Origin of the sequence: Halomicronema hongdechloris C2206, assembly GCF_002075285.3 — a bacterium.
In the GTDB taxonomy this organism is placed as follows: domain Bacteria; phylum Cyanobacteriota; class Cyanobacteriia; order Phormidesmidales; family Phormidesmidaceae; genus Halomicronema_B; species Halomicronema_B hongdechloris.
In genome coordinates this window covers 699,598-722,575 of record NZ_CP021983.2, presented here as the reverse complement: position 1 = coordinate 722,575, position 22,978 = coordinate 699,598, and the positions used below count along the sequence as shown (strand labels likewise).

General features: G+C 50.3%; 25 protein-coding genes. 12 read left to right on the top strand and 13 right to left on the bottom strand.

The window, feature by feature from the left end:
• Positions 1-62 precede the first annotated feature (62 nt).
• The 9 genes from XM38_RS03435 to XM38_RS03395 all read left to right on the top strand — a co-directional run bounded on the left by XM38_RS03435 (position 63) and on the right by XM38_RS03395 (position 10,370).
• Positions 63-3,350 (top strand): type III-B CRISPR-associated protein Cas10/Cmr2, encoded by a 3,288-nt coding sequence (locus XM38_RS03435; protein WP_080808956.1) that lies wholly within the window; start codon positions 63-65, stop codon positions 3,348-3,350.
• Complete coding sequence (locus tag XM38_RS03430; RefSeq protein WP_080808958.1) at positions 3,347-4,546, top strand: type III-B CRISPR module-associated Cmr3 family protein; 1,200 nt, start codon at positions 3,347-3,349, stop codon at positions 4,544-4,546. The genes XM38_RS03435 and XM38_RS03430 overlap by 4 nt, the downstream gene beginning before the upstream one ends.
• Positions 4,547-4,631: 85 nt before the next feature.
• On the top strand, positions 4,632-4,829 hold the full coding sequence (locus XM38_RS03425) for a hypothetical protein (protein ID WP_080808960.1): 198 nt from the start codon (positions 4,632-4,634) through the stop codon (positions 4,827-4,829).
• 60 nt (positions 4,830-4,889) lie between these two features.
• Positions 4,890-5,870 carry a type III-B CRISPR module RAMP protein Cmr4 gene (gene cmr4 / locus XM38_RS03420; protein ID WP_080808962.1) on the top strand — a complete coding sequence of 327 codons (981 nt, stop codon included), beginning with the start codon at positions 4,890-4,892 and terminating at the stop codon, positions 5,868-5,870.
• Positions 5,867-6,370 (top strand): hypothetical protein, encoded by a 504-nt coding sequence (locus XM38_RS03415; RefSeq protein WP_080808965.1) that lies wholly within the window; start codon positions 5,867-5,869, stop codon positions 6,368-6,370. The genes cmr4 and XM38_RS03415 overlap by 4 nt, the downstream gene beginning before the upstream one ends.
• 2 nt (positions 6,371-6,372) lie before the next feature.
• On the top strand, positions 6,373-8,454 hold the full coding sequence (locus tag XM38_RS03410; protein ID WP_187329258.1) for an RAMP superfamily CRISPR-associated protein: 2,082 nt from the start codon (positions 6,373-6,375) through the stop codon (positions 8,452-8,454).
• Positions 8,455-8,492: 38 nt separating this feature from the next.
• A complete protein-coding gene (locus tag XM38_RS03405) occupies positions 8,493-9,326 on the top strand; it encodes a cytochrome P450 family protein (protein WP_080808970.1) in 834 nt (277 codons plus the stop codon).
• A gap of 331 nt (positions 9,327-9,657) precedes the next feature.
• Positions 9,658-9,990 (top strand): DUF433 domain-containing protein, encoded by a 333-nt coding sequence (locus XM38_RS03400; protein ID WP_088429087.1) that lies wholly within the window; start codon positions 9,658-9,660, stop codon positions 9,988-9,990.
• Positions 9,991-10,004: 14 nt separating this feature from the next.
• The gene (locus XM38_RS03395) at positions 10,005-10,370 is read left to right on the top strand and encodes a DUF5615 family PIN-like protein (protein ID WP_080808976.1); all 366 of its coding nucleotides are present in this window, start codon (positions 10,005-10,007) and stop codon (positions 10,368-10,370) included.
• 157 nt (positions 10,371-10,527) lie between these two features.
• Here the strand turns inward: XM38_RS03395 and XM38_RS03390 are convergent, their stop codons facing one another.
• The 5 genes from XM38_RS03390 to XM38_RS03365 all read right to left on the bottom strand — a co-directional run bounded on the left by XM38_RS03390 (position 10,528) and on the right by XM38_RS03365 (position 12,773).
• The gene (locus XM38_RS03390; RefSeq protein ID WP_080808978.1) at positions 10,528-10,938 is read right to left on the bottom strand and encodes a type II toxin-antitoxin system VapC family toxin; all 411 of its coding nucleotides are present in this window, start codon (positions 10,936-10,938) and stop codon (positions 10,528-10,530) included.
• A complete protein-coding gene (locus tag XM38_RS03385; protein ID WP_080808981.1) occupies positions 10,935-11,168 on the bottom strand; it encodes a hypothetical protein in 234 nt (77 codons plus the stop codon). The genes XM38_RS03390 and XM38_RS03385 overlap by 4 nt, the downstream gene beginning before the upstream one ends.
• 279 nt (positions 11,169-11,447) lie before the next feature.
• Positions 11,448-11,663, bottom strand: coding sequence for a hypothetical protein (locus XM38_RS03375; protein ID WP_080808984.1), 216 nt, complete (start codon positions 11,661-11,663; stop codon positions 11,448-11,450).
• A gap of 413 nt (positions 11,664-12,076) precedes the next feature.
• Complete coding sequence (locus XM38_RS03370) at positions 12,077-12,301, bottom strand: hypothetical protein (protein WP_088429085.1); 225 nt, start codon at positions 12,299-12,301, stop codon at positions 12,077-12,079.
• Positions 12,302-12,305: 4 nt separating this feature from the next.
• Positions 12,306-12,773 carry a type II toxin-antitoxin system VapC family toxin gene (locus XM38_RS03365; RefSeq protein ID WP_080808988.1) on the bottom strand — a complete coding sequence of 156 codons (468 nt, stop codon included), beginning with the start codon at positions 12,771-12,773 and terminating at the stop codon, positions 12,306-12,308.
• A gap of 282 nt (positions 12,774-13,055) precedes the next feature.
• Here XM38_RS03365 and XM38_RS03360 point away from each other — a divergent pair, with 282 nt between their 5' ends.
• Positions 13,056-13,721 (top strand): Uma2 family endonuclease, encoded by a 666-nt coding sequence (locus XM38_RS03360; RefSeq protein WP_080808994.1) that lies wholly within the window; start codon positions 13,056-13,058, stop codon positions 13,719-13,721.
• A gap of 7 nt (positions 13,722-13,728) precedes the next feature.
• Here XM38_RS03360 and XM38_RS03355 read toward each other — a convergent pair whose 3' ends face one another.
• The 3 genes from XM38_RS03355 to XM38_RS29330 form a co-directional block, all read right to left on the bottom strand.
• Positions 13,729-14,253 carry a DUF29 family protein gene (locus XM38_RS03355; RefSeq protein ID WP_088429083.1) on the bottom strand — a complete coding sequence of 175 codons (525 nt, stop codon included), beginning with the start codon at positions 14,251-14,253 and terminating at the stop codon, positions 13,729-13,731.
• 222 nt (positions 14,254-14,475) lie between these two features.
• The gene (locus XM38_RS03345) at positions 14,476-15,258 is read right to left on the bottom strand and encodes a hypothetical protein (protein ID WP_080808996.1); all 783 of its coding nucleotides are present in this window, start codon (positions 15,256-15,258) and stop codon (positions 14,476-14,478) included.
• A 2,303-nt stretch (positions 15,259-17,561) separates the two neighbouring features.
• Positions 17,562-17,819, bottom strand: a complete 258-nt coding sequence (locus tag XM38_RS29330; RefSeq protein ID WP_449271844.1) for a hypothetical protein — start codon at positions 17,817-17,819, stop codon at positions 17,562-17,564.
• A gap of 351 nt (positions 17,820-18,170) precedes the next feature.
• On the opposite strand from XM38_RS29330, the gene XM38_RS29325 reads away from it, so the two are divergent.
• Entirely contained in the window at positions 18,171-18,368 is a 198-nt protein-coding gene (locus XM38_RS29325; protein WP_449271843.1) for a hypothetical protein, read from the top strand.
• A gap of 777 nt (positions 18,369-19,145) precedes the next feature.
• Here the strand turns inward: XM38_RS29325 and XM38_RS03340 are convergent.
• The 5 genes from XM38_RS03340 to XM38_RS25695 form a co-directional block, all read right to left on the bottom strand.
• Positions 19,146-20,639 (bottom strand): hypothetical protein, encoded by a 1,494-nt coding sequence (locus tag XM38_RS03340; protein WP_080808998.1) that lies wholly within the window; start codon positions 20,637-20,639, stop codon positions 19,146-19,148.
• A gap of 232 nt (positions 20,640-20,871) precedes the next feature.
• Positions 20,872-21,009, bottom strand: coding sequence for a hypothetical protein (locus XM38_RS03335; RefSeq protein ID WP_202978815.1), 138 nt, complete (start codon positions 21,007-21,009; stop codon positions 20,872-20,874).
• A 48-nt stretch (positions 21,010-21,057) separates the two neighbouring features.
• Positions 21,058-21,270: a ribbon-helix-helix domain-containing protein gene (locus XM38_RS03330; RefSeq protein WP_080809003.1), complete on the bottom strand. Its 213-nt coding sequence runs from the start codon at positions 21,268-21,270 to the stop codon at positions 21,058-21,060.
• Positions 21,271-21,331: 61 nt separating this feature from the next.
• Complete coding sequence (locus XM38_RS03325; protein WP_225889171.1) at positions 21,332-21,505, bottom strand: Uma2 family endonuclease; 174 nt, start codon at positions 21,503-21,505, stop codon at positions 21,332-21,334.
• Positions 21,506-21,965: 460 nt separating this feature from the next.
• Positions 21,966-22,115 (bottom strand): hypothetical protein, encoded by a 150-nt coding sequence (locus XM38_RS25695; RefSeq protein ID WP_187329257.1) that lies wholly within the window; start codon positions 22,113-22,115, stop codon positions 21,966-21,968.
• A 186-nt stretch (positions 22,116-22,301) separates the two neighbouring features.
• On the opposite strand from XM38_RS25695, the gene XM38_RS03320 reads away from it, so the two are divergent.
• Positions 22,302-22,886 carry a Uma2 family endonuclease gene (locus XM38_RS03320; protein WP_088429080.1) on the top strand — a complete coding sequence of 195 codons (585 nt, stop codon included), beginning with the start codon at positions 22,302-22,304 and terminating at the stop codon, positions 22,884-22,886.
• The last annotated feature ends 92 nt before the right edge of the window (positions 22,887-22,978 follow it).

Genomic DNA, 22,978 nt, shown 5'->3' with positions numbered 1-22,978 from the left:
CCTAGGCGCTCGGCTAACACAGTAAAGTCAACTGACCCAACACCTAGTAGGGACCCTGTTTCGTGACTGATTACCAGCGCAAACTCTACGCCTTTCTCCACGCTCTACATCCAGACTCCACAGAACCTCTGCCTGCCCCCTTTGGCGAGTTAGCCTGTTGGGAGAACCTTGAGGACCTTCACGACTGGTGGGAGCAACACGGCGGAAAGCTCACTGGCGATATCGCCGCCGCCAGCGATCGCATCAACCTCGACACCAATGCCGATCTCCCTGACGAGGTCGAGGTGCGCCACCCTATCAGTGGTCAGCGACAGACCATTACCAAGCCATCCTCAGTCCCGCCGCTCCCTGAGCGGAGTCGAAGGGAGCAGTCGCTCCTTGAGGACATCCCTGCCGAGATTCAACGCTCCACCGACGCCGAGCAGGTGTTCTGGTGGTTCTGGCGCTTCTATCCGGAGTATTTAGCTAAAGCGAATTCCCAAGCCCTGCTCTACCCGGCCCATCGGATCCTGCCGGACTGTCCCCTACACAGCTACCAGAGCACGGTGTCGGCCCTCGTCGGTGCCCTTTCCAACCAGGACGCCGAAAAGCCCGAAGACCGGATCCCTTATCTCTTGCTGTTCAGCTTCTCCCCAGTACAGGAGTTCATCAAAGCCTCCCGCAAGTTTCTGGATTTTTGGGCCGGGTCTTATCTGCTCCACCACCTCAGCGCCCGCCTCTGTTGGTATGTCGCGGATAAATATGGCCCCGACGCAGTGATTGTGCCGTCCCTGTGGGGACAGGATATTTTTGATGCGTTCACGCTGCGAGACAAATACCCAGACTTTGCTCCTGTGATGGCTTGTCTGGCAGACGGTCGCACGCCAGTGGCTCGATTCGACGATCGCATCTCCAACAGTCTCAGTACTGCTGGCTTTCCCAATATGATTACGGCATTGGTGCCAGGGAAAGAAGCAGCAGAGAAGTTAGGGCAGGATCTATCAAACAAACTGGTTGAAGAATGGCGAACCATCAGCGAAAAGATCCGTGACGACATTCGTGATAAGGTCATCACCTTCTTAACTGACGATCAGCACCAGACCGCCCGAGAGGAGTTATGGCGGGAATTTGAGAAGTCAGCCAATCCAGAGCTCTATCGCCAGGAAATGGAGCTGCTTCAACAGCAAAACTGCTGGGAGTGGCGACACCTCTGGGAAGCCCAGATTGACAACACCTGGGAACCCTACTGGGCGGCGGTGCCTTTGGGGAATCCTGAAAAAGATTTACTGATTAAGCCAGAAGCCGATCAGGAGGGTCAATGGGCAAAGGCACAAGATGCAATCGCATGGCCGCCCACCGATCTCCCCAGCGAAGCGGAACGACGGGTCTACCAGAAAGAACTCAATGTCGGTACCTGGTGGGGCAGCCTGCAACAGCGCCTGCGCACCGCTCACATGGCGGTGAAAAACACCCGCCACTGGAAAATTCCCGCCGCTCCCGGCCCTCGTTCCACTCTGTCAGGGCAATTCAGCGCTCTGCATCCCCGCTTGAATTATCAAAAGCGGCAACTTCGCAATGGCGAAACCCGCGACTTCCGGGAAGGTGGCGGCCTGCCGGAAAGCTCCATGCGGCTGTTCTGGCTGATCATGTCTTATGCCTACAAGGGTTTATTCAACGGCTCCGAAATGCTCAATGCCCTGGAACTGACCAAGCGCATGGCCTGGCAATTCGGCGGTGTAGCTGAGTCGATGGGTATCTCTACGGCCCTGCCTGTGCTCAGTCCCGAAGACTATGAAGACGAGGATAAAGCTGATTTGCACCTACAGGAGAGTCGTGACGAAATCGACTACGAACAGCTCATCCGCTTTCCTAACCTCAGTTCTATTGCAGCGGCTCGCTTTATGTACGAGTCCTACAACCAGCCAAACTCAAAGCTCAGAGCCTATTGGCGAGTTTTGAAGAAGAAGATTGGCAGCGGCTTTGAGAATGCCCAACACCAAGCTCAGTTTGCGGCTCGTACCCGAGGACGACCGACCCATGTCTGGAAAACAGATAACCGTATCAATCCATCCCAAGCGAAGAAAGGGAAAAACTATAACGGAGTGATGTTCTCTAGCAAATGGCTAGCGGATGATCTCAACCTGGAAAAACACTCTGAAAACGGCGATGGGAATGAAGTTGCCACTCTGCGCCGATTAGTTGATGAAGCGCATCGCCACGACGAGGTTAACCTTGGCGACGGCAGCCCCGGTGACTGGTGGGTCATCGTGCTGGGTGATGGCGACGGCATGGGCAGCTACATCTCGGGAGAAACTCTCAAAGCTTACCAAGAATACTTGATTGACCTAGAACCAAATCACTACTTCAATAATCGCCAAGGTATTGACCCTGCTGAATTTGCTTGTCATTTCTACGATTTGCTTGACACGCCAAAACGCATGGGACCCGCTACCCACATCGGCCTCAACCGGGCCCTGCTGGACTTCTCCAATCGGCTGGTGCCGTACCTGACGGAAAAACGCTACTGCGGTCGAGTGATCTATAGCGGCGGCGATGATGTGATGGCGGTGTTGCCCCTGGAAGATTTGCCAGGATATTTGCGATCGCTCCGCGCCGCTTGGAGTGGTGGGCCAGATCCTGACAACGAATTTCTCCAGTATGCTCCTTCAACTTCCATGTCTTCTGAAGATCGCCTGAAGGGAAGCGGCTATTGGCATCCCAAAGCCCCCCTTGAAGGGATTCCATTTCGCCCCCATTTCACCATGGGCCAAGACGCCACCATGAGCCTGGGCATTGTGATTGCCAACAAAGCCGTGCCCCTGCCTACGGTGCTAGAAAGCCTGTGGGATGCCGAGAAAACCGCCAAAGCCATGCCCGGTAAAGACGGCCTCTGCTTTCGCGTCATCTATGGCGGCGGCAACACCCTGGAAGCATTGATGAAAGGAGAGTTACTGGATGACTGGTGGGCACTGATCGATAAGGGGACTCAAACCAAAGATGGCCAAGATGACCTGAGTCCGATGCTCTATCGCTTAGCCGAAGAACTCCCGAAACGGGCCAGTGTCACCAAAGACTATAATCTCTTCGCTGAAGCTGCCAAAGTAATCGTCAGTAATCGCGACGAAAGTAAGCAATTCGATGACTTTGAAGGCTTCTGCGATCAGCTCATGGCCTGGTTAAAGCGATGGGAAGCCTGGGTCAAGACCGTTGATCCAAAGCAGCTGCAGCCAGGTTATGACCCGCGCCAAGATCCGCCCCTGACAGGTACCAGCCCCGATGCTCTGGGCTATCTGCTCCGCTTCAGTGCCTTCTGGGTGAGTAAGAACGCCCAGCGTCGTGCCTGGGTGCAACCGGTGGAGGTGAAGTCATGACCTGGTATCGGATTACGCCGCTAGACGTGCTGCTATTCCGCGATTCCCGTCCCTTTAGCCCCACTGAAGGGTCTTGGGCCAAGGGGCTGTTTCCACCCATGCCGATTACGGTGTTTCATGGGTTGCGATCGCTCCTCACTCAACGCCCTCGCGACGAGAGAAACAAACCCCGCGATCTGACGTTTCTCGGCCCCTTTCTGTGCGATGACAAGAATGCCCTCTGGTTACCGACGCCGAAAGACTTGGTCTGTCTGTATCCCAAAGATGTCGGGGCGAAGAAAGCCAGCGACAACTGGAAAGCTGTTCGCTGCCTGCAGCCCGCTCCCCAGGATGATGCCTGGAAGTATCTGGCCTTTGCCGATACCTATCCAGCTCCCCCAGCGCCAATGGTGACGCCCCATGAAGTTTATCGGGAAACGTTATCTAATAAAGGAAAGCCAAAACAGCGGATTGGCGAGCCACAGCCGTGGATGCGAGCAAAATACTTAGCGGCATATCTCGACGGCAAGGAAGGGGATTGGGATCCTGAGAAACTCCTGGAAAAACCACTCTTCCACAACGACCCGTGGAATGTTCAGGTAATGCCCCACATTCAGATGCAGTCGGGCACCCGTCAGGTACAAGAGGCCGATGGCTACTTTACGGAGGTGGCGGTGCGGATGAAGCCAGGGTGGCATTTCGTCGCTTGCCTGGAATCTCCGGGAGAATCACTGCCGGAGCAGGGCGTGATTCGCCTCGGCGGTGAGGGGCATCGGGCCATGGTAGAGAAGATGAATGACCCTGATGAGCCTCCAGAATGGGAAGCATTGAGCCAGCGTGCGACCAACGATGGCAAACTCAAGCGAGCCTATCTGTTGACACCAGGATTGGCTCAGGCAGAACCAGGGACGCCTATCTACGCCAGCTATCCTGAGGTTTGGCACGACTGTTTGGAGGGATGTGCCACGGATAAGCCGCTGATGTGGGGCGGGATATCTGCGATCGAGCGACCTGGCAACTCAGCTAAAACGGATAACAACAAAGATGAGAACTGGGAAGTGGGCTACATTCCCCAGCGGGCGTCTGTGCCACCGGGGACGGTGTATGTGTTTAAGTCATTGCCAGAACGCAAGAAGCTGCTACCTGAGGATGAGTCTCGCCAGTGGCTGACCACCTTTGAAATGCTGAACTACGGAATGTTGTTATGGGGAGCTTAAGGAAACACCATGCGTGATTATTGCAGGGCGCGGCTTTGTGCCACCCGGCTAGCATCAGACAAGTTTGTTAAGGATGACTGGAGACATGGATAGTTTGCGAGAACGCTACCTCGTCGATAACCAAGGGAAACGTATTGGCGTCGTGCTTGATATTGGGGTGTATCAAAAATTGTTAGAGGAGTTGGAAGAGCTTGAGTCACTCTATGCCTTTGATATGGCTAAGGCTGATGACGATGAAGCCATCCCTCTGGAACAGGCCATTACAGAGATCGAGCGTCTATGAGAAACGTCATCCTTAAAAAGCTGAACTACGGAATGTTGTTATGGGGAGACTGCTAAGGAAATGGATAACTATTTGACCTATTTGTATTTATTCACGCCGCTGCATACAGGGGGGAGTGCTGATGAGGGAAATCTGATGGGCATTGCCCGAGAAGTGCATATCGAGTTTCCTTACATGCCTGCCTCTTCTGTGCGAGGGCGCATTCGGGCAGCAATGGAGCAGAAGTACGAGAATGATGGACTAAAAGATGCAGTTCAAACGTTTTTTGGCCAAAAGATTGAAGGTGGGGGTCAACCAACAGAAGGAGAAGTCTGGTTTGCCGATGCCACGCTTCTGTTTTTCCCAATCGCATCACTGAGTCATCATCTGGTTTGGATTACCTGTCCGCTCTGGCTTGAGCGCTGGAGTCGATGGCTGGGAAATGATGGTGATAACGTTAAAACGTTTGCCGAGGATTGTCACAAGAAACTTAAGGGCTTAGAAGGAAATAAGGCAAAATCAGCGATCGCAACGTTTAAGGCAGAACCCCTTTACCTACAAACAGCTCTATTAAAGCCTGATGACATTGACTCATCGGTCGATACCCAATCCCTTTCGAAGAAGATCAAAGCAATTACAGCAGGTAATGGAATCATTGGAGAGATAGAACAGCGGCTAGTGGTTTTAAGTAATGAGGACTGTGTTTCGTTAGTGGAAACAGGACTGCAACGAGAGGTCAGAGTTGCCTTAAACGAAAATGAAAAGACAGTTAAAGGAGGCTCATTCCGTTCGGAAGAAGCAATTCCTCCAGAAACTGTTTTATTTTTCCCTTGGGCGACCAAGCCTATTCGCCCTTTCAAGCCAAAACCAGGAATGAAGCCTGAAGAAATTGATAAGGCTAAGGCAGAACATAAAACCAGAGTGGATAACCACGAAGCTGTTAAAGCTTCCCTGCAAGATATGCTAGGAAAACGATTGCAGTTTGGCGGACTAGAAGGACTCGGTCGTGGCTGGAGCAGCCTCAAAACAGATAAGTCTAAGACCCAGGAGGCTCAATCATGAATATCGATAGTCGAGAATTTAGCCAACAGGCCTATAAAGCACTACACGATCTACGAGGTCATTTGCACGATTTAGCTGCAGAAGTCATCAAGAAAGAAAAAGAAGAAAGGAGACTTCCTAATGCTCGTCCTTCAGAAAAAGAAGTTAATGAAAGAACAAAATCATATTGCGAGAAATCAAGTAGCTTAGTACAAGGCCTGTCTACCTATATTGCAGCTTGGGGCCTGCACAGGTTAACAGGCGATGCCAAAAAGTTTTCTATAGGCATGGCCTCAGACACAAAATATAAGGGCAAGGTTTATGGCCTATTCCTAGAGCGGTTAAAGTATCTCAGCAAGGAAGAGTTCGTGATTTGGAGTCATGGGTATGACGCAAGCGATGAAAAAACACTCGTCAATATGGAATTGCGAAAGTATACAGCTTTGAACAGATTAGCTATGCAGTTAGCTAAAGAATGGGGGTTTTGGGCGACCGCTATTCTTGGGGAGGCAAAAGAATAACTATGGCATCCAATAACAAGAACAAGACAACTCTTCAAGATCTGGCTTTCTTGAAGAATCAACTGCCTTCAGAAAACAAACCAAACAAAAACAGGTCAAACAAACCATCTAAAAAGTCAAGGAATTCCAAGATTTTATCTCCAAGGAATAGAAGTAAAATACCTCTACAAGTTCTTAAACTCGATGATCTTGAATTAAGTATTTCTGGAGTAAAATATGATTACGAAGATTTTTTCAGCAAGCAAGAAGTATTATCTGAGCTTTTGTCAATTCAAGGACTAAGTTCTCGTCTCAGAGAAATAAAATCACTCTTAGAGTCAGAGAAGTTAAATAGAGGTAATTCACGCAAGGAAACAGATTTCGAGAAAATCTTAAAGCGAATCAGCAAAGAAAAAAGGAATAATGCCTGCAACTGTTCTGCGATCAAAAAGGAGATTCTCGATATTGATGACAAGCGCGTTCGCGTTCTCCTAGCTAATGCAGCAGGTGCGGATAAAGATTGGACTGATCTCTATGAAAGGCTGAATCAAAGAGTTGAATTGCTAGCTTGTGAAATTACTGACCTGGCCACTAAAAACAGCAAAAAAGCAATTGTTTCTGTACAGTATCCCTGGCGGGTTCGTGTGGGTGGATTACAGGGATTTCGTGAGCGGTTACTCCCTGCGATGCATCCTATCTATGGAATTCCTTACATACCAGCGAGTAGCATCAAAGGAATATTAAGATCCTGGGCCAGAGATGCTAACAAAAGTAGTGACGAAATCAATCACCTCTTGGGATTCTTACAAGGAGAAAAAGCGTCTATGGCTGCTGTTGAAATTCTAGATGCTTTTCCTACCGCTCCGAGTCTTAGCGTAGATGTGGCAACTCCTCAGTGGATATGGCAAGGTGATCAGGTTAAATATGGTCCATCTCCCCATCAGATCCTGTCTCTTCAGAATTTAAACTTCAATATTGGCTTGACTCATACGAGTCGAGGAAAGGCAGAAGATGTTCAAGTTGTCATGGATTGGCTAGAGCAAGCGATGCTGACTAGTGGCTTAGGATCTCGTGTAAGTGCTGGCTACGGTCAAGCTCACCAAGTGAATGACCTTACTAGGCCCGAGGAATCTTCACCTTATAAGAGTAAACACCACTTTGAGCTGTGGTCGCAAGGAATCTACGGTGCCGATTCAGGGCAACGAGAGTTCCGCCCTTCAGCAGTTCGTGGCATGTTGCGGTATTGGTTTCGAGCTGTTGCACTGGGTCTCTACACTCCAGAGCATTGTAAAGAATTAGAAGCTAAACTTTTCGGCGCTTTAGAACCCAAAGCCGTTCACGGCAGTATTGACATTAAAGTTGAATTTGAAGAAGATCAGAGTTCTCTCAATGATGTTAATATTCCACACAAAATCTCTGGAACTGTCATTTTAGAAGCACAAGAGCCAAGTCATTTAGCACTAATTCAGAATGTATACAAGCTAGCGATTCATTTAGGTGGCGTTGGACGTGGAGCCCGACGCCCGCTTCATTGGAACAAGGATAAAAAGCATAGTGGACTGCGTGGATGCTACTGGGAGCCCGAAAAAAAGGATCGTCTGGATTGTAATAAGGGAATTTGGCAAGATTTTCTAACTTCTTTAGAGACAAGCTTTACTGATGTCAGGAAAGCAGATCCCAGAGGTGCGTTATCTCCAGGTAATCCGGGAGGGCCAGGAAAGGGGAAGCGTAATCAAGATGTTTTGAACGTCAACTCAGGTATTTTCCTCATACCTTCTCCTAACATGAAACATCCTAATCAGGTAGATGACTGGCCACAAGAAGGTCAGTCGTCTGAAATCCGTGGAAAAGCATTAGATTTTTTATATAATCCAGACTATAAAGGCAAGAATCTGCAGAAGATTGGAAATGAATTCATAGGTGGAGAGCTAGGCACCCCGTCCTTTGTCTGGATTTCCTCTAACAATCTCAATATCCCAAATCAGTCTTACCAAGTGGTTACAGTCTTCGGAACGGATCATGTCTCTGAAAATCCTTTGCCAGGACGTCAAAAATTTGTAGAAGACTTGCAGAATGCAGTTAACTTTACCGCCATCTCCGTTTGAGATGCCAGTCTGTAGGTGTTTTTATCAGAACCTGCTTTATGCGCAAAAGAAATCGTAGTAATATTCAAGAATTTATTGTTCAGGAGTGGCTTAGACCACTAACTTTCATACTTTGTATAGCTGCTGCGGTTATTGCTATCTATAAACTTATAGAGTTACCGCCGACATCTCCACAAGTCGGACAAGTTGAGTCAGAGGTGTTAGCACGGCAGCTAGAGTTCATTCTTAAGATGAATAGTGCCTTCCTTGGTTTCCTTGGCATCATCGGAGCGTTACTCACTTGGTTCTTCAAAAATAGCCTTGATGACGCTAAGAAGGTTGCAAGAGAAATAGCGCGTCAAGAGCTAGCTACTCACCTTCAACCTCTAGTCAAAGAAGAAATTGAAGATCTAGATCGTAGTCTTCTGGCTGAAAGAGTAGTACGTGAAACTGTTATTGACTATCATTTGACTTCCGACAGGGATATTTCTCTACTAGAACATTCATTATTAGAAGATCGAGGCTTCCGGGTGAATAAGTGGCATGACTTACGAGAGGAAAGGACTCCTTTCGCAAAAGTTTTGGTGATTGATTTCGTGCATTCAGGGATTTTACCAAATCCCTATTCGACTCAAAACGATGATAGACAGAAAATCTTTCAAGAGCGAGAAAATATCTTCAAGCATACAATTAGTCGAATCCTCAGTTCTAGAAAAGGAAATCCAATATTGGTTATTTATATTCGTCCTGGTGAAGGTAGGATAGCAGCTATAGACACTTTAACAACTGATTTTTCAGAAATTAAGTACTACACATCTGCTAACACTCCTGTAGCCTTGATGGGGGCAGTCGTGGACGCGGCTTATGTAGCTGATAGCATTTACAGATCTTGATTTTAATTGAGACAACCGCACTAAAGATCTCTAAATCACACGTTCAATGATGCCTATGTTGCCTACGGCGATCGCATCACCACTCAACGATCCAACCCTTAGCAGTCGCTCCGACAACTGCTCAATATTTTCATAGAGGGCAGCGATCGCCCTCACGGGCCAGTCGATGATGCGCTCTCATCCAACCCTTAGCAGTCGCTCCGACAACTGCTTAATATTTTCATAGAAGTCTGCGATCGCATCGCCAGCCAGCGATCGCACTGATGGTCCCTAAAGGATCTTTCCATGTAGCCATTGCCATAATAGAAGTAGCCACCCCCTTAGAAAAACCATGAACCTCCAAGACTACTTCACCTTCCTCGCCCCCGACGATATCCGCATCAGCGGCACCCGCATCGGCATCGAGAGTATCCTGTACGAATATATTTATCGCGGCAAAACCCCCGAAGAAATTGCTCAGCAATTTCATACTGTCACCCTAGAGCAAGTCTATGCCACCATCCTCTACTACCTGCACAACAAAGAAGAGGTCAGCGCCTACATCGCCGACTGGTTGGAATTTGCTCGTCAACAGCGAGAACAGCAACGGCAACACCCCTCCCCCGCCCGACTCCGACTTCGGCAGCTTAAACCTGAGAACATTATTACTCAGACTACAACATAGACAATTCCATCGTCGTGAGCCTCCAGTATTTGCTAGATGAGCATATTCCGCCCCTATACCGAACCCAACTGGTGCGCCGGGAGCCGGAACTGATCGTCAGAATTATTGGTGATCCCGATGCACCTGCCAAAGGGACTTTAGATCCAGACATCCTGATCTGGTGCGAAGTTCATAACTTCATCCTGGTAACCAATAATCGCAAATCGATGCCCAAGCACTTGGCGGATCACCTGGCTCAAGATCGTCATATCCCTGGCATTCTAGTCATGGACTTAGGGCGCAATATTGGGGAAATCATTGAAGAGTTGCTGATAATTGCAGGCGCATCCAATGACCATGAATATCAAGACCGAATTGAATATTTACCATTAACCTTGTAGAGTACTCTGTCGATCGCGGTTTCTCTGTGCCAGCCAGCGATCGCATCTCTAATCCCCCCAGACACCTGCCCAAGATTTTCGTAGAGGCCAGCGATCGTACTCATAGGGGAATTTCTAATCATTACACAGAAAAAAACAACGCTATCGAACATTATAGTTATGGCTGAGCTTCCCAGTCTTCATACAGCAATCCCTCCACTCGGCCAAACTCACGGGTATTATGGGTTACGAGGGTGAGTTGATAGGCCAAGGCGATCGCGGCAATTTGAAGATCATAGCCACCAATAGGGGTTCCGAGCTGATGGAGCCTCGCTCTGAGTTTTCCAGCAATTTCAGCCGCTAACGGTTCGAAGCTCAGGATAGTAAATTGAGAGAAGAAGCGTGCTAACTTGGGCAGATTTTTATCGGTCTTAGTACCGCGATATGCACCATAGAACAGCTCTAGTTGTGTAATTGTACACAGATAAATCTCTTCTGGTTTCTGGGCTGCTAGCCGTTGAATAACCCGCGGATTATCTCCGTTTAGGAGTTTGATACAAACGTTAGTATCAAGCAGATAGGCAGTCACAGAAGCTCCTCTCGCTGCTCATAGTCTGGCTGAGCCTCCCGGACGAGTTTTTCGCCTTCCCAACTACCAATGACTTCTTCAAAAAAGTTAGGTTGCCACCCAGCTGAGAAATGCGGCTGATTTTGGGAGTATCGCTGCTTGAGAAACAGAACGAAATCGAAAATTTCCTGAAGCAGGGGCGTGGGCGTTTTGTCGAGTTCTTGAATCAATCGCTGTTTGACAGTGTCCATAACAACTTACCTCAGATACTTAATGAGCTATCTTACTTAGCGGGTAACCCGCGTTAGCGAAGCAATTCGAAGAACTGGCGGGTTATACCCCTTCAGGTATGGCTACGCTAGTGTCGTATAGGCGCGGCTTCTAGCCACCAGCTATGAGATTTTTGTCCGCCAATCAAGCTTCGTAGAGATCGGGAACACCTGCAAAGAATTTTTCTGTATGGGGAGTATGTTCTTGGTCAATAAAGAGTTGGCAGAGCACGCTAGCATCAACAACATATGTCTCAGCCATTAGCGCTCTCGATCAGAACGAAGCATTTCAACAACCGTTGGAGCATCAGGCGGTGGAGTCCAGCGGTGCTGAGAAATTGAGGATAACGTTTCTTTAATGGGAGGCTGCTTCAACGGGGATGACGCCAAATACTGCTCAATGCGCTCGTCTACAATTTGAGCAATGATTTGCTGAAGATCATCAAAGGTCATTTGGGAAAGATTGGATGGAGACATAAAACTTCCCGAGCATTCAACCTAGATTTTAACAACTCCATCTCTGCATCTGAATCATGTCCGTCCCGCGTTTCCGGCAGAGAACACTGAAGCATCCGGCAAGATATCCCTAACGCTGGCACTTGGAAGCATACAGCATTTCCTTCATCAGGCCTAATAACTGTTTAGTTAACCTGAGAGTTTTCTAGACTGACCACACCCTGGATCGCATCTCTAACCACCCCTAAGACAACTGCCCAAGATTTTCATAGAGGTCTGCGATCGCCCTCACGGGCCAGGCTCCGACCAGCACATATAGCAAGCCTAACTGAATTTAGAATGAGAATCGCTTACAAAGCCTATAGTCTATGGAATGCTGTTCGAAATTCAACTGTGATTGCTATAGTAAAACCCAATGCGAAGGCATGGCTTTGTCAGGTTTCTGAATCAGAAGATAGAGGGTGCGATTTTTGATCCCGAATTCGCTGCACATCTTGCCAAAACTCCTGTCGGGTGACCGGAGTTAACCACTGATGCCGTTCCGTGGTGTAGTTACCGATTCCCCAGCCTGCTTGCTGCAAAAAACGAATGGCATCAACTACCCCTAGGGCATCCACTAATGCCTGATAGCCTCGTTGTCTGAGTTCAATGGGTGTCATAATGTTATTCCTCCGGAATGGATAAAACATCCATCAGCCAGGGCACTGGGTTCATGAGTTGAACCCAGATGTCCTCTTTATAGCGTGCAGCTCGTTTGAGTAGTCGATCGTCTGTAGTGAGCAGGATATCTACGCCAGTGGTTTCTGCACAGGCAATATGGAATGAATCATAAAGGCCAAACCCCAAATTTTCTAGAGCTTGAGATCGCTGGTCAATTTGGGCATCAAGCGTTACGGTCATGCTTGCCAGGTCGAGTAGTTGCAAAATACTCTCCCGCTTTTCAGGGTTAGGGAGCCTTTCTAGCTCAGCTTCAACCGCTTCACTACTGATTAGTTGCCACTCTCCTGCCCGGACTCGTTGCAAAATTGTCAGTACGGCTTCCCCTTCAAAACGAACTCGATCTTGCTGCCAACCGTCAAAGGGGCGGTTGAGGCAACAGACATCTAAGTAAATTTTGTATGGCTGAGTCATGTTGCTACCCCTTAGTCAGTAGGCTAGCAGAATCCTATCTCACAGATTCCTACCTCCCCGCCCTCCATGTAATCAGTGCCAAATGCAGAAAGAAGCGATTCCCCTGGAACAGGCCATTTCTGAGATTGAGTGTCTACATCACTACCCCGCGATCGCATCTCTAACCCCCCAGACACCTGGCTAAGATGTTCGTAGAGGTCTGCGATCGCATCGCCTGCCAGCGGCATTCTATCCCCTGAGCCCAACTCGCTACGATAGAAGCATCTTCACCCTGTCAATCCTATGGCCAGAACCCTAACCCCAGCACCAGCTACCCAACGGGGCGAACAACGGGTCGCCCTACGGGGATTAGCCTGGCAACAATATCAGCAGATTTATCATGCCTTGCCCCAGAGTCGGGCCGCCCATCTCACCTACGCTGAGGGCACCCTAGAAATTGTCATGCCCCTAGAAGACCACGAATATGCCAGCGAGTTGATTGGTCTTTTCATTCGGATTTTGGCCGTAGAAATGGGGCTGCGGCTCAAATCCCTACGCTCCACCACCCTCAATCGCCCTGACCTCGATCGCGGTGCCGAGCCTGATAACGCCTACTACATTCACAATCAACCCCAAGTCGCGGGCCGGACCATTGACCTAGCCCAAGATCCTCCCCCTGACCTCGTCGTCGAGATCGATATCACCTCCACCGACATCGACAAAAACCGCCTCTATGCTGCATTAGGGGTGCCAGAACTGTGGCGCTACGACGGACAAACCTGGCGCATCTATCAACTCCAGGGCGACTCATACCAAGCTGTGCCCCACAGCCCCACCTTTCCCTGGATTGCCAAGGCAGATCTCTACCGTTTCCTAGAAACCGCCCAGCAGGATGAAGTCGCCGCCGAGATAGCCTTTCGCACCTGGGTCAGGCAACGGCTAGCCGCGATGTCGTCTCCAGAGTCGTGAGAGCAGGCTATACCACGTCATCTGTCTCAAACCACTCTGCCCCACCCGGCAGCGTTGCCAACACCGTATTTATGCGGGCAGGCAAGTCTCGGCGAGGGGTTTCATACATCAGGCTTAATAGCCGTTTGGCCATCGCTAGCACACTGGAGCGATCGATGCGGTCAGCGAGTTGTTTAGGCTTGAGCTTCCCCTCTAGGGTCTCCAAACTAGCGGGTAGGACAGCCTCTGCTAAAGCATCCTCCAGATAAGGCTCCCACTCATCCGGTTTGATGTAGTAGCTGGTCTTGTTATCGCGTAGATTCAACTTGCTAATCTGCACAATGGAGTCTGAAATCAAGACGAGCCATGAATGAGTCAGTCGCTGTTCCACCTGATTTTTAATCAAATGCACCAGTAATCGCACGAGAAAAGACTCGATGTTGCGTAGGATAGCCTGCTTCCCCATGCTTTCTAGCTCATCGACCAGCAACAAAGCATCCTCGTAGCGTCCCTCTATTAGGCTACGCCTCAAATCCATGAGTTCTTGCGTCATGTCGCCCTCTGCCTTAGCGAATCCGCTTGAGCTGCCGATTGGTCTCATCTAGATGGTGCTGGGTCCCTGCACCCATCGCCAAATCGGTGGTTTGGCATCCCTTAGGGTGATTTTGAGTTGATAAATAGGAACGGCTGTCGGTTTTGGGCGGGGAGCCATCGCCAACACCTCCTGTTGAGCCACAGGTAAGGGTTTCTTAGGGCCATTGTACTGGTTGCAGCGTTAGCCAGCCCTGACGGCATCCATGACATAGGCCGCCTCCAGCACCCGCGCCACTAACGACAGGGGGTTATTCGAGGCACCGCAGTACTCGCCCTGCTCGGTCAGGTCGGTGACGGCCTGGTAAAAGCGGGCGTTGCCGTACACCACCAGGGCCGCTTGCTGGGAGGGCAACTTGGCCGCCACCGCCTGGATGGTGGGGTTGGCTCGTTCGGTATCGAGGGCGAAGCCGCCGTGGTAGAGATCTAAGACCACAATATCGGTGGTGAGATCAGGCTGTTGCTGGGCGGCGGCGGGGTCGCTGAAGCTAGGCTGAAAGCTCAACTTTGGCTGAAAGCCCCGGCCCGCAAGAATGTCTAACAGTCGGGTGAGGCTGGGCAGTTGCCGCTGGGGTCTGGTGCTGGGCACTAAATAGGTGAGGGAGAGGCGTTCGGGAATGTCTTCTCGGGCTAGGATGCTCTCTAGACGCCGCAATCGCTGCCGTTCTTGCCGCAGGGCGATGGCGATCACCTGCTCGACTTCCTCGCGCACGCGGGTATTGACGTTCTTGAGGGTGGCGCGAAAGTCTTGCAAGCTTTTGATGGAGACGGCGGCTCCCAAAACAGCCACCACCCCCACAACGCCGCCAGCCGTTTTCAGGGTCAATTGCACCATGTCGACATAGCGGGCAAAGGTCTCTTCTAGCTCGGCGTTAGCCTCTTTGAGAAACTCGATCTGCTGCCGCAGTAGTTCCAGCTCTTGGGCGGTGGGTGCCGGAGTTTGCGCGATGCCGCTGATCCAATCCACTGGGGTCTCCTCGGGCGTCGATATGGCCCATTATAGGGAGTAGCATTGGCTGCTCTGTGATCTGATGGTGTGCCAGTGTCGCCGCGAGGGATAGCGGAAATGGCTGCAAGGCCCATTCTCTCGTTCTATCCCTCGACTGCTTGTAGGGCAAGGGTTTCAGCGGTTTTAGAGGCGCGATTTGATGATGATCTGGCCGCGGCTGAGCTATCCCTCGAAATTGCACGCTAGAATGCTTACAACCCGGGGCTCCTAGAGCCAGGGGGTCGCCAACTTCTTCGGAAGTCGAATTAATGGAAACCCAAAGCCATGCTGCCAGAGTGTCCGACATCATTGAGGTCGCCAACTTCTTCGGAAGTCGAATTAATGGAAACCTGGGTTTACTGTTTTAATTTCACGTACTTCGTTATCAATGAGTCGCCAACTTCTTCGGAAGTCGAATTAATGGAAACAGACAATTATTTCACGCCCCGATTGGTTCATCCACGCGGCCAAGTCGCCAACTTCTTCGGAAGTCGAATTAATGGAAACTGGGAAAGAGACATGGACGGAGGGACCAGAGTCAATTAAGTCGCCAACTTCTTCGGAAGTCGAATTAATGGAAACTCAAATAGCCTGAGGGGATGATTCAACCTGCACAGCAAGTGTCGCCAACTTCTTCGGAAGTCGAATTAATGGAAACCCGAGTACTGCTTGTCCAATATGGATATTTTTAGGTCGCCAACTTCTTCGGAAGTCGAATTAATGGAAACTAAATCCCCAGCTGAAATACTAAGGAGTGCCTTAGGTCGCCAACTTCTTCGGAAGTCGAATTAATGGAAACTGCGTACTTGTCAATTGTGGTCTCGCCTGTCTGAGTCGCCAACTTCTTCGGAAGTCGAATTAATGGAAACGCAGGCAAACAGCAGTTAATTCAGCCTCAGCCTATGGGTCTGGAGGTCGCCAACTTCTTCGGAAGTCGAATTAATGGAAACGCGACCGACGGGCCTTGAATTGCAACAGATTTACGAGTCGCCAACTTCTTCGGAAGTCGAATTAATGGAAACCTCAGCAGCGGGAGTTGGGGAGTCTTGTTTTGTCCCGTCGTTGGGTCGCCAACTTCTTCGGAAGTCGAATTAATGGAAACTCTTCGAACCCGTCCTTAATCTTGAATGGGACATTGTTAAAGGTCGCCAACTTCTTCGGAAGTCGAATTAATGGAAACTTGTAATCACCCTTCACCCTTATCGATTCTTTAAGGGTCGCCAACTTCTTCGGAAGTCGAATTAATGGAAACATTGTAGATAAGCGCCAACAAATAAACGGCGATGCTCCTTTTGTCGCCAACTTCTTCGGAAGTCGAATTAATGGAAACTCCTTGTAATACAACTTGTATTACAAACACGAGGATAGGTTTAGTCGCCAACTTCTTCGGAAGTCGAATTAATGGAAACAAAGGTTGCAGTGCGGACTGTCACCCATTGATCCTTGTCGCCAACTTCTTCGGAAGTCGAATTAATGGAAACCGTCTCGCCCAAACTGAATACTCTTGCATTTTTCAACTCCGTCGCCAACTTCTTCGGAAGTCGAATTAATGGAAACCCTCATTGGCATCTCCCGCCTCGATCGCCTCGATCGCCGTCGCCAACTTCTTCGGAAGTCGAATTAATGGAAACCTCCGCAGAGCTCAACCCTTAAATACTCTGCGAATGACTCGGGTCGCCAACTTCTTCGGAAGTCGAATTAATGGAAACTTGAGGAGGAACAACGGGCAGCCCCCGATATTTAGTCGCCAACTTCTTCGGAAGTCGAATTAATGGAAACTCAACGTATCCCGGGGCGTACTGGCAGATGGTGTATTTCGTCGCCAACTTCTTCGGAAGTCGAATTAATGGAAACTCAGAAGGCAGCGAAAAAGCAGCGAAAATCCCTAGGTCGCCAACTTCTTCGGAAGTCGAATTAATGGAAACAAACGGAGATGGCTATTGCCCTGCGAGTGTATCAGAAACTGTCGCCAACTTCTTCGGAAGTCGAATTAATGGAAACATCTAGAGAACACTCTTCGCCCTTTCTCGTAAGCTTTAAGTCGCCAACTTCTTCGGAAGTCGAATTAATGGAAACCTCTCCCCAGGCTAGAAAACAAGGCTACAGATACAGTCGCCAACTTCTTCGGAAGTCGAATTAATGGAAACCAGAGAATCTAGGAGAGCCGAGCACCTGGAGCTGTAGCGGGTCGCCAACTTCTTCGGAAGTCGAATTAATGGAAACTGCTGGCTTCTGCGGCTTGTTGCTGCTGTTGGGCCCCCAAAACTTCTTCGGAAGTTGAATTAATGGAAACTATCGCTAGCAACCTCCGCGAGGAACTGATCGCGCTCCCAAAACTTCTTCGGAAGTTGAATTAATGGAAACCCCATGTTCTCGCCGTTCTCGTCGCAGGTGTCGGCGACCCAACCCAAAACTTCTTCGGAAGTTGAATTAATGGAAACGTTTTGGTCGCCCCGGACTTGCACTTCAGCAGAGCCTCCCAAAACTTCTTCGGAAGTTGAATTAATGGAAACGGAACAGTTGTTAACAAATCTAAACACCGTTGCATCCGCCCCAAAACTTCTTCGGAAGTCGAATTAATGGAAACTCAAGGGCAATTTGGAAATCACCTTCACCCAAAGCCCAAAACTTCTTCGGAAGTTGAATTAATGGAAACGTTGGTTTGCGTTTTCATGGACATTCGAATCACCCACCCAAAACTTCTTCGGAAGTTGAATTAATGGAAACCCGATGGAGGTGGTAGTCGTGGTGGTCGGGCTGGCCTCGACCCAAAACTTCTTCGGAAGTTGAATTAATGGAAACAATATTCGGACACGAGATTTGGGCGTTAACTCCACCCAAAACTTCTTCGGAAGTTGAATTAATGGAAACAAACAGAGTCAAGCGATCAATTGCTGCAAGTTGGACCCAAAACTTCTTCGGAAGTTGAATTAATGGAAACGATAGGATTTGCATTATGGTTTCAGCAAATCGCTTCACCCAAAACTTCTTCGGAAGTTGAATTAATGGAAACGGCTCTGGATCCGGCTGGGGAGCGGGATGCTCCTCCCAAAACTTCTTCGGAAGTTGAATTAATGGAAACGGTTTGAAAACCGGAGGACGGAGGACGGAAGACTTGATGCCGAATTACTCACAACCGCGAAAAGCCATTGAGAATGATCCTCCGCTCTCCGCTCTCGTTCTTCCGTCCTTTCAACTGCTTCTTCGGAAGTTGAATTAATGGAAACGGTTTGAAAACAGGAAAACGGAGGATGGAGGACGGAAAAGTTCGATGCAGAATGATTTGTGACTCATGAGCTTCTTCCCTCTAAAACTCTCCGTTCTCCGCTCTCGTCCTTCCGTTTTCCAAAGTATTCGTAGGATGGGCATTGCCTTTTCTAAGGCTCAATAGTGCGTGTCATTCATCTACTCAATGCCCATCTTTTCAAAGCATTGGTGGGCAAGCCAAGCCCCTCGACCATTGCTAAGAACAGGGATCATGAATTTGCCCACTCTACTCACTACCGGTTGTCTAGTAGTGGTCCGAGATAATCTCACCTAACTACCAGTTCGGCTTGAACCGGAACTAGAGCCTCTTGAAACTAGGGCAGTCCTATTTAAACAGAGAGCAGTCCGTCTTTAAACAAGGCCAATGTTGTTTAAACAGGGAATGGTTCGTCTTGGCATGAAGTCAGTCCTTCTTAGACAGGCAATGGTCCATCTATAAACAAGACCAATCTTGTTTAAACAGGCAATAGTCCATCTGTGCAGCACACCATTCCTCATCACCGGTATGGCATAGGGCTTTGCTCATAATCCAACACAACGGCCAGAGCAGAACGTTTTATCACCCTGCCCAATAACCCTTTCAGCACCACAACCGGTTCCTAACTCTGAAGCGTCAACGGCACCGCAAAGCGCGGCATCGCATCCCGCATCGAAAAGGGATATAACTCCGCATAGGGACGCCGTTCGCGACTAACTCTCGCGTCCCCGACCAGTCGCTTATTGGCTGGCAGGAGATAGCACCTCGATACTACAGGCGGGACTCGGTGTCGGCGACGAACCCACTCAGCAACCAGATCACAAAATTTTCGCCCCACGGTGGGATTGTCTTCTGTGGCCAGAGCAATCGCAATGTCCTTGAGAGTAGCGTCGGCAACTGACTGCTTGGCCAACTGGGTTGCCATGGCGGTTAGGGCATTAACCCTCACCCCCACAAAGCGCGATCGCACCAGAGGCACCCAGTCTTCTAGTGATACAGGGCCGCTGTCCAGGTCAGCCAAAACGCGGCTCGCGCTCACTGCCGCATCATTTTGCTTGCCCCGTGCCGTTGCCAATAGCCGCTCCAAGGCTGCTTCATCTTGCTGCGCCCACTCCTGATACATGGCCAGCAAAAAGCGTTGATCTGATTTTGATAAGGTTTCGAGAGGTGGATGAGCCGCAATCGGCTGAAACCGTAGTAGTTGCACCTCTACCTGTCGACGCGTCTTTTTTGGCAGTTGGGGAACTAGCGCGATGAGCAATTCCCGAGCTGTGGGGGCAGCATCGGCCAGGTGATTAATCAACGTCCATAGGGTTACGGCCTGATCGGGCACATGGGGACTCAGCCATTGCGCGATCGCCTCCTGCCCAGCCGGTGACATGTGCTTAACCGCCCCTGCAGGCAACCCCTTGGCAAGAAAGGCAAAATTCATCGTCTGGGCGCAATCAGGCGGCAAGCTTGCCAGATAAGGCGCGATCCACTCAGCCGCTCCCAGCATTACACTTTCCCGCAGCACCATCAAATTAGCCCCCAGATGGTGAGTGGGACCAAACAAGCCATCCGCCAAAATGGCGTTGAATAAGCCTTGGTCCCGTCCGGCCCAATGCGCTACCGCTAGCGTCAGGACAATCTGCCAGCCGGGTGGCCAAGACTCATATAAAAACGCTTCCCAGCGATCGCCCAGCGGGAAATCGGCGACCTCTAAATGGGCTGGCAATAGCGAGGCGATCCACTGTGCCAGAGCCGTTTTGATATCCTCATAACGAGGGACAGGCTCCGTCAACAATCGCCGCAGGAGGTCATGTTGTAATGCAGGTGCTACCCCCAGATGGCATTCAATTAACCGGCTACAACTGCCATGGCCAAGCAGCGAGACCTGCTGTTGTAGAGCCGTCAAAATTTCTGTCTCGGGCTGGGCTTGAATCAGGGGCCAACAGGGCTGTAACAACCACCCCAAAAGCTGACTGCGATCGTCATAGGGGTGAGGCAATCGACCATGGGGTTGCGGTGTTCGGGCCGCGATCGCTGCGATCGCATCCGGTAAGCGATGGCTGAGCGATCGCCACCAGCGGGCCAACAATTCACCCACCATCTGCACGGTATTGCTCGCCGTCACATGCTCAGCACCGGTAGCCAGTGGGTGCGCTGAGCCTGGGTGTCGGGCTGCTGTAGCTGCTCAAAGAACTCCGTGCGCTGGGCAGCGGCAGAATGGCGCGTCAGCCAGTATGCGATCGCATGCTCATAGGCGACGCTTTTTGAGTCAGGCTTCTCACCAGCAGTGCCTGTCGCGCCTGCTGCTGCCCTGCCTCAGATAGCTGTAGCGATCGGCCTGTCATAAAGGTAATCAACTATTGATTGAAAGCTTCTTCATAAGCCAGGAAATCCGCAGGCTTAAGGATTGAAACTTCTCTAATAGATTGCAGAACCAATAAATCTTTGTCACCCGTGATAATACAGTTAGCATCTGCTGTAAAGGCAGTTGCCAAAATCATATCGTCGTCTGGATCGCGGCAAATAGGTTCCTCTAACGATTTTCACGATACGATTTTAAAAATATCCTCGTCAGTGTAATCATCCTGTGCTTTCGCAAGTAGATAAGCTCGTAGAGTACGAAACTGACGACTGAACAGATAGTCTGCAATGGCTTTTTGAGCCAGACTTGCAGCTGACTGCCCTTCATCAGAAGCCGCCGCTTCAAGTTCAGCTTTTAGATCATTGGTCAATGTGATTAGAAAATCTTGCTCCATTTTTTCCTCGTTTAGTTGATTTACTCTTATCAATACACCATCAATTTGCCTTTCTTTCTCTTTAGAAAAACTGGCTTATCTGCACCCTAAAGTCGGGCAAGACCGGACTCGTCAACTCGTCCCTGGCATACAACGACAGGGCCAGTTTCAACACCCCGCGATCGCGGCGATACACCTCTAGCTTGCGCTGCTCACGGTCTGCAATCCAGTATTCCAGCACCCCAAATAATTTCATAGCGTCGTCCATCCTCCGGCAGCACCCCTAAATCTGCTACCGTCCAGCAGCCCCCGGTGTTGAATGTGCCATTGCGATCGCATCTCCCATCTCTGCACACGATCCCCAAGCCCTAAGTAAGGCTAGGCTGCCGACACCGTCACCCCTTGATAGAGAACCGCCAGTCGCCACATCCACCGGCATTTTCCTATTCTACTTTCCCTCATCTCCCCATCTCCCCATCTCTACTGACACCATAGAGAGAACCTCATGGCCATCCTTCCCAGGTAGACCCCCCAACCCCCAATGCTGGGAGAGCAACTGGATTTCAGGTAGCGCCGCCCTTACCCGAAATGACCACCGCAGTCCGCCAGCCCACCCTTGTGCTGCATCCGTTCATCCTTGTGCTGCTCCCGCGCACCTTTTTGGTGGTCCCGTGCAGCTTATTGGTGCATCCACGCACCTTTTTGCTGCACCCGCCTCAATCCAGCCGTGACTGCTCTTCCTCACCGGAGGTTGGGGGCGATTGGGGCCGAGCTGGCAGCCCCTGATGGAATGTTTGGGCTGCCGCTAAGGGACTCGGGATTTGAACACAGGCCGTTAACAGCGCCATATCTAAGTCAGGCAGCATTTCGCTGCAGCTGAGCTCCGCGTAGCCACAGGTCTCAGGAAACTCATCCAGGGCATCAGACCGCAGATGACCTCAATAGCCAAGCCAGGAATCGCCTTGTTAGTGCCGATGCAGTAGCTTTCGTATACGAGGGGGCTTTCCCCAGGTCGGTCTAGAATGAACCCAATCGCTCCCGGGGAATCGTCGATGGTTCAACTGAAGCCACGATTTCAGAGTTTTGAAGAGTACCTGGCCTACGATGACGGCACAGATAATCTCTATGAACTGTTTAATGGAGAGTTAATTCCTGTGCCCCCAGAATCCGGCTTCAACGTGGAAATTGCTAATCTGCTGTTTGCCCTGCTGTTGCCACTGGTAGGTCATCGGCGGATGCGGGGCCACGGCCTGGAGTTAGAGGTGCGGGGAGAGCCCCGCAACCGTTTCCCCGACCTGACGGTAATTCGTGACGAACACATTGCCCAACTGAAAGCACGCAACACCATTCGCCTGTCTATGGCGCCGCCGCTGCTGGTGATGGAAATTGTCAGTCCGGGGGAAGTGCAGCGGAACCGAGACTATGTGGCCAAGCGAATGCAGTATCAGGACTTAGGCATCCCAGAATATTGGGTTATTGATCCGCAGGCGGAAACCATTCTAGTGCTGGTGTTACAGGAGGGCGTCTACCGGGAAGTCGCCACCCTGACCGGAGAGGACGCCGTGGTGTCTACTCAACTCGGGGCCCTCAACATCTTGGCATCAGAAACTTTTACTGCCGGTATCGGCGGTGGCTGAGCATTCCTTCCAGAGCAAGGGCCTGCCCCACTGCCTCCAGAGCCGCTTCATAGTCGGCCAGCACAGTCAGTACCACTGCTTTGCAGGTGACG

Coding starts and splice junctions, on each gene's coding strand:
- XM38_RS03430 (WP_080808958.1), top strand. CDS start 3,347: ATGACCTGGTATCGGATTACGCCGCTAGACGTGCTGCTATTCCGCGAT.
- XM38_RS03425 (WP_080808960.1), top strand. CDS start 4,632: ATGGATAGTTTGCGAGAACGCTACCTCGTCGATAACCAAGGGAAACGT.
- cmr4 (WP_080808962.1), top strand. CDS start 4,890: ATGGATAACTATTTGACCTATTTGTATTTATTCACGCCGCTGCATACA.
- XM38_RS03415 (WP_080808965.1), top strand. CDS start 5,867: ATGAATATCGATAGTCGAGAATTTAGCCAACAGGCCTATAAAGCACTA.
- XM38_RS03410 (WP_187329258.1), top strand. CDS start 6,373: ATGGCATCCAATAACAAGAACAAGACAACTCTTCAAGATCTGGCTTTC.
- XM38_RS03405 (WP_080808970.1), top strand. CDS start 8,493: ATGCGCAAAAGAAATCGTAGTAATATTCAAGAATTTATTGTTCAGGAG.
- XM38_RS03400 (WP_088429087.1), top strand. CDS start 9,658: ATGAACCTCCAAGACTACTTCACCTTCCTCGCCCCCGACGATATCCGC.
- XM38_RS03385 (WP_080808981.1), bottom strand. CDS start 11,168: ATGGACACTGTCAAACAGCGATTGATTCAAGAACTCGACAAAACGCCC.
- XM38_RS03375 (WP_080808984.1), bottom strand. CDS start 11,663: ATGTCTCCATCCAATCTTTCCCAAATGACCTTTGATGATCTTCAGCAA.
- XM38_RS03370 (WP_088429085.1), bottom strand. CDS start 12,301: ATGACACCCATTGAACTCAGACAACGAGGCTATCAGGCATTAGTGGAT.
- XM38_RS03365 (WP_080808988.1), bottom strand. CDS start 12,773: ATGACTCAGCCATACAAAATTTACTTAGATGTCTGTTGCCTCAACCGC.
- XM38_RS03360 (WP_080808994.1), top strand. CDS start 13,056: ATGGCCAGAACCCTAACCCCAGCACCAGCTACCCAACGGGGCGAACAA.
- XM38_RS03355 (WP_088429083.1), bottom strand. CDS start 14,253: ATGACGCAAGAACTCATGGATTTGAGGCGTAGCCTAATAGAGGGACGC.
- XM38_RS03330 (WP_080809003.1), bottom strand. CDS start 21,270: ATGGAGCAAGATTTTCTAATCACATTGACCAATGATCTAAAAGCTGAA.
- XM38_RS03325 (WP_225889171.1), bottom strand. CDS start 21,505: ATGAAATTATTTGGGGTGCTGGAATACTGGATTGCAGACCGTGAGCAG.
- XM38_RS25695 (WP_187329257.1), bottom strand. CDS start 22,115: ATGCTGCCTGACTTAGATATGGCGCTGTTAACGGCCTGTGTTCAAATC.
- XM38_RS03320 (WP_088429080.1), top strand. CDS start 22,302: ATGGTTCAACTGAAGCCACGATTTCAGAGTTTTGAAGAGTACCTGGCC.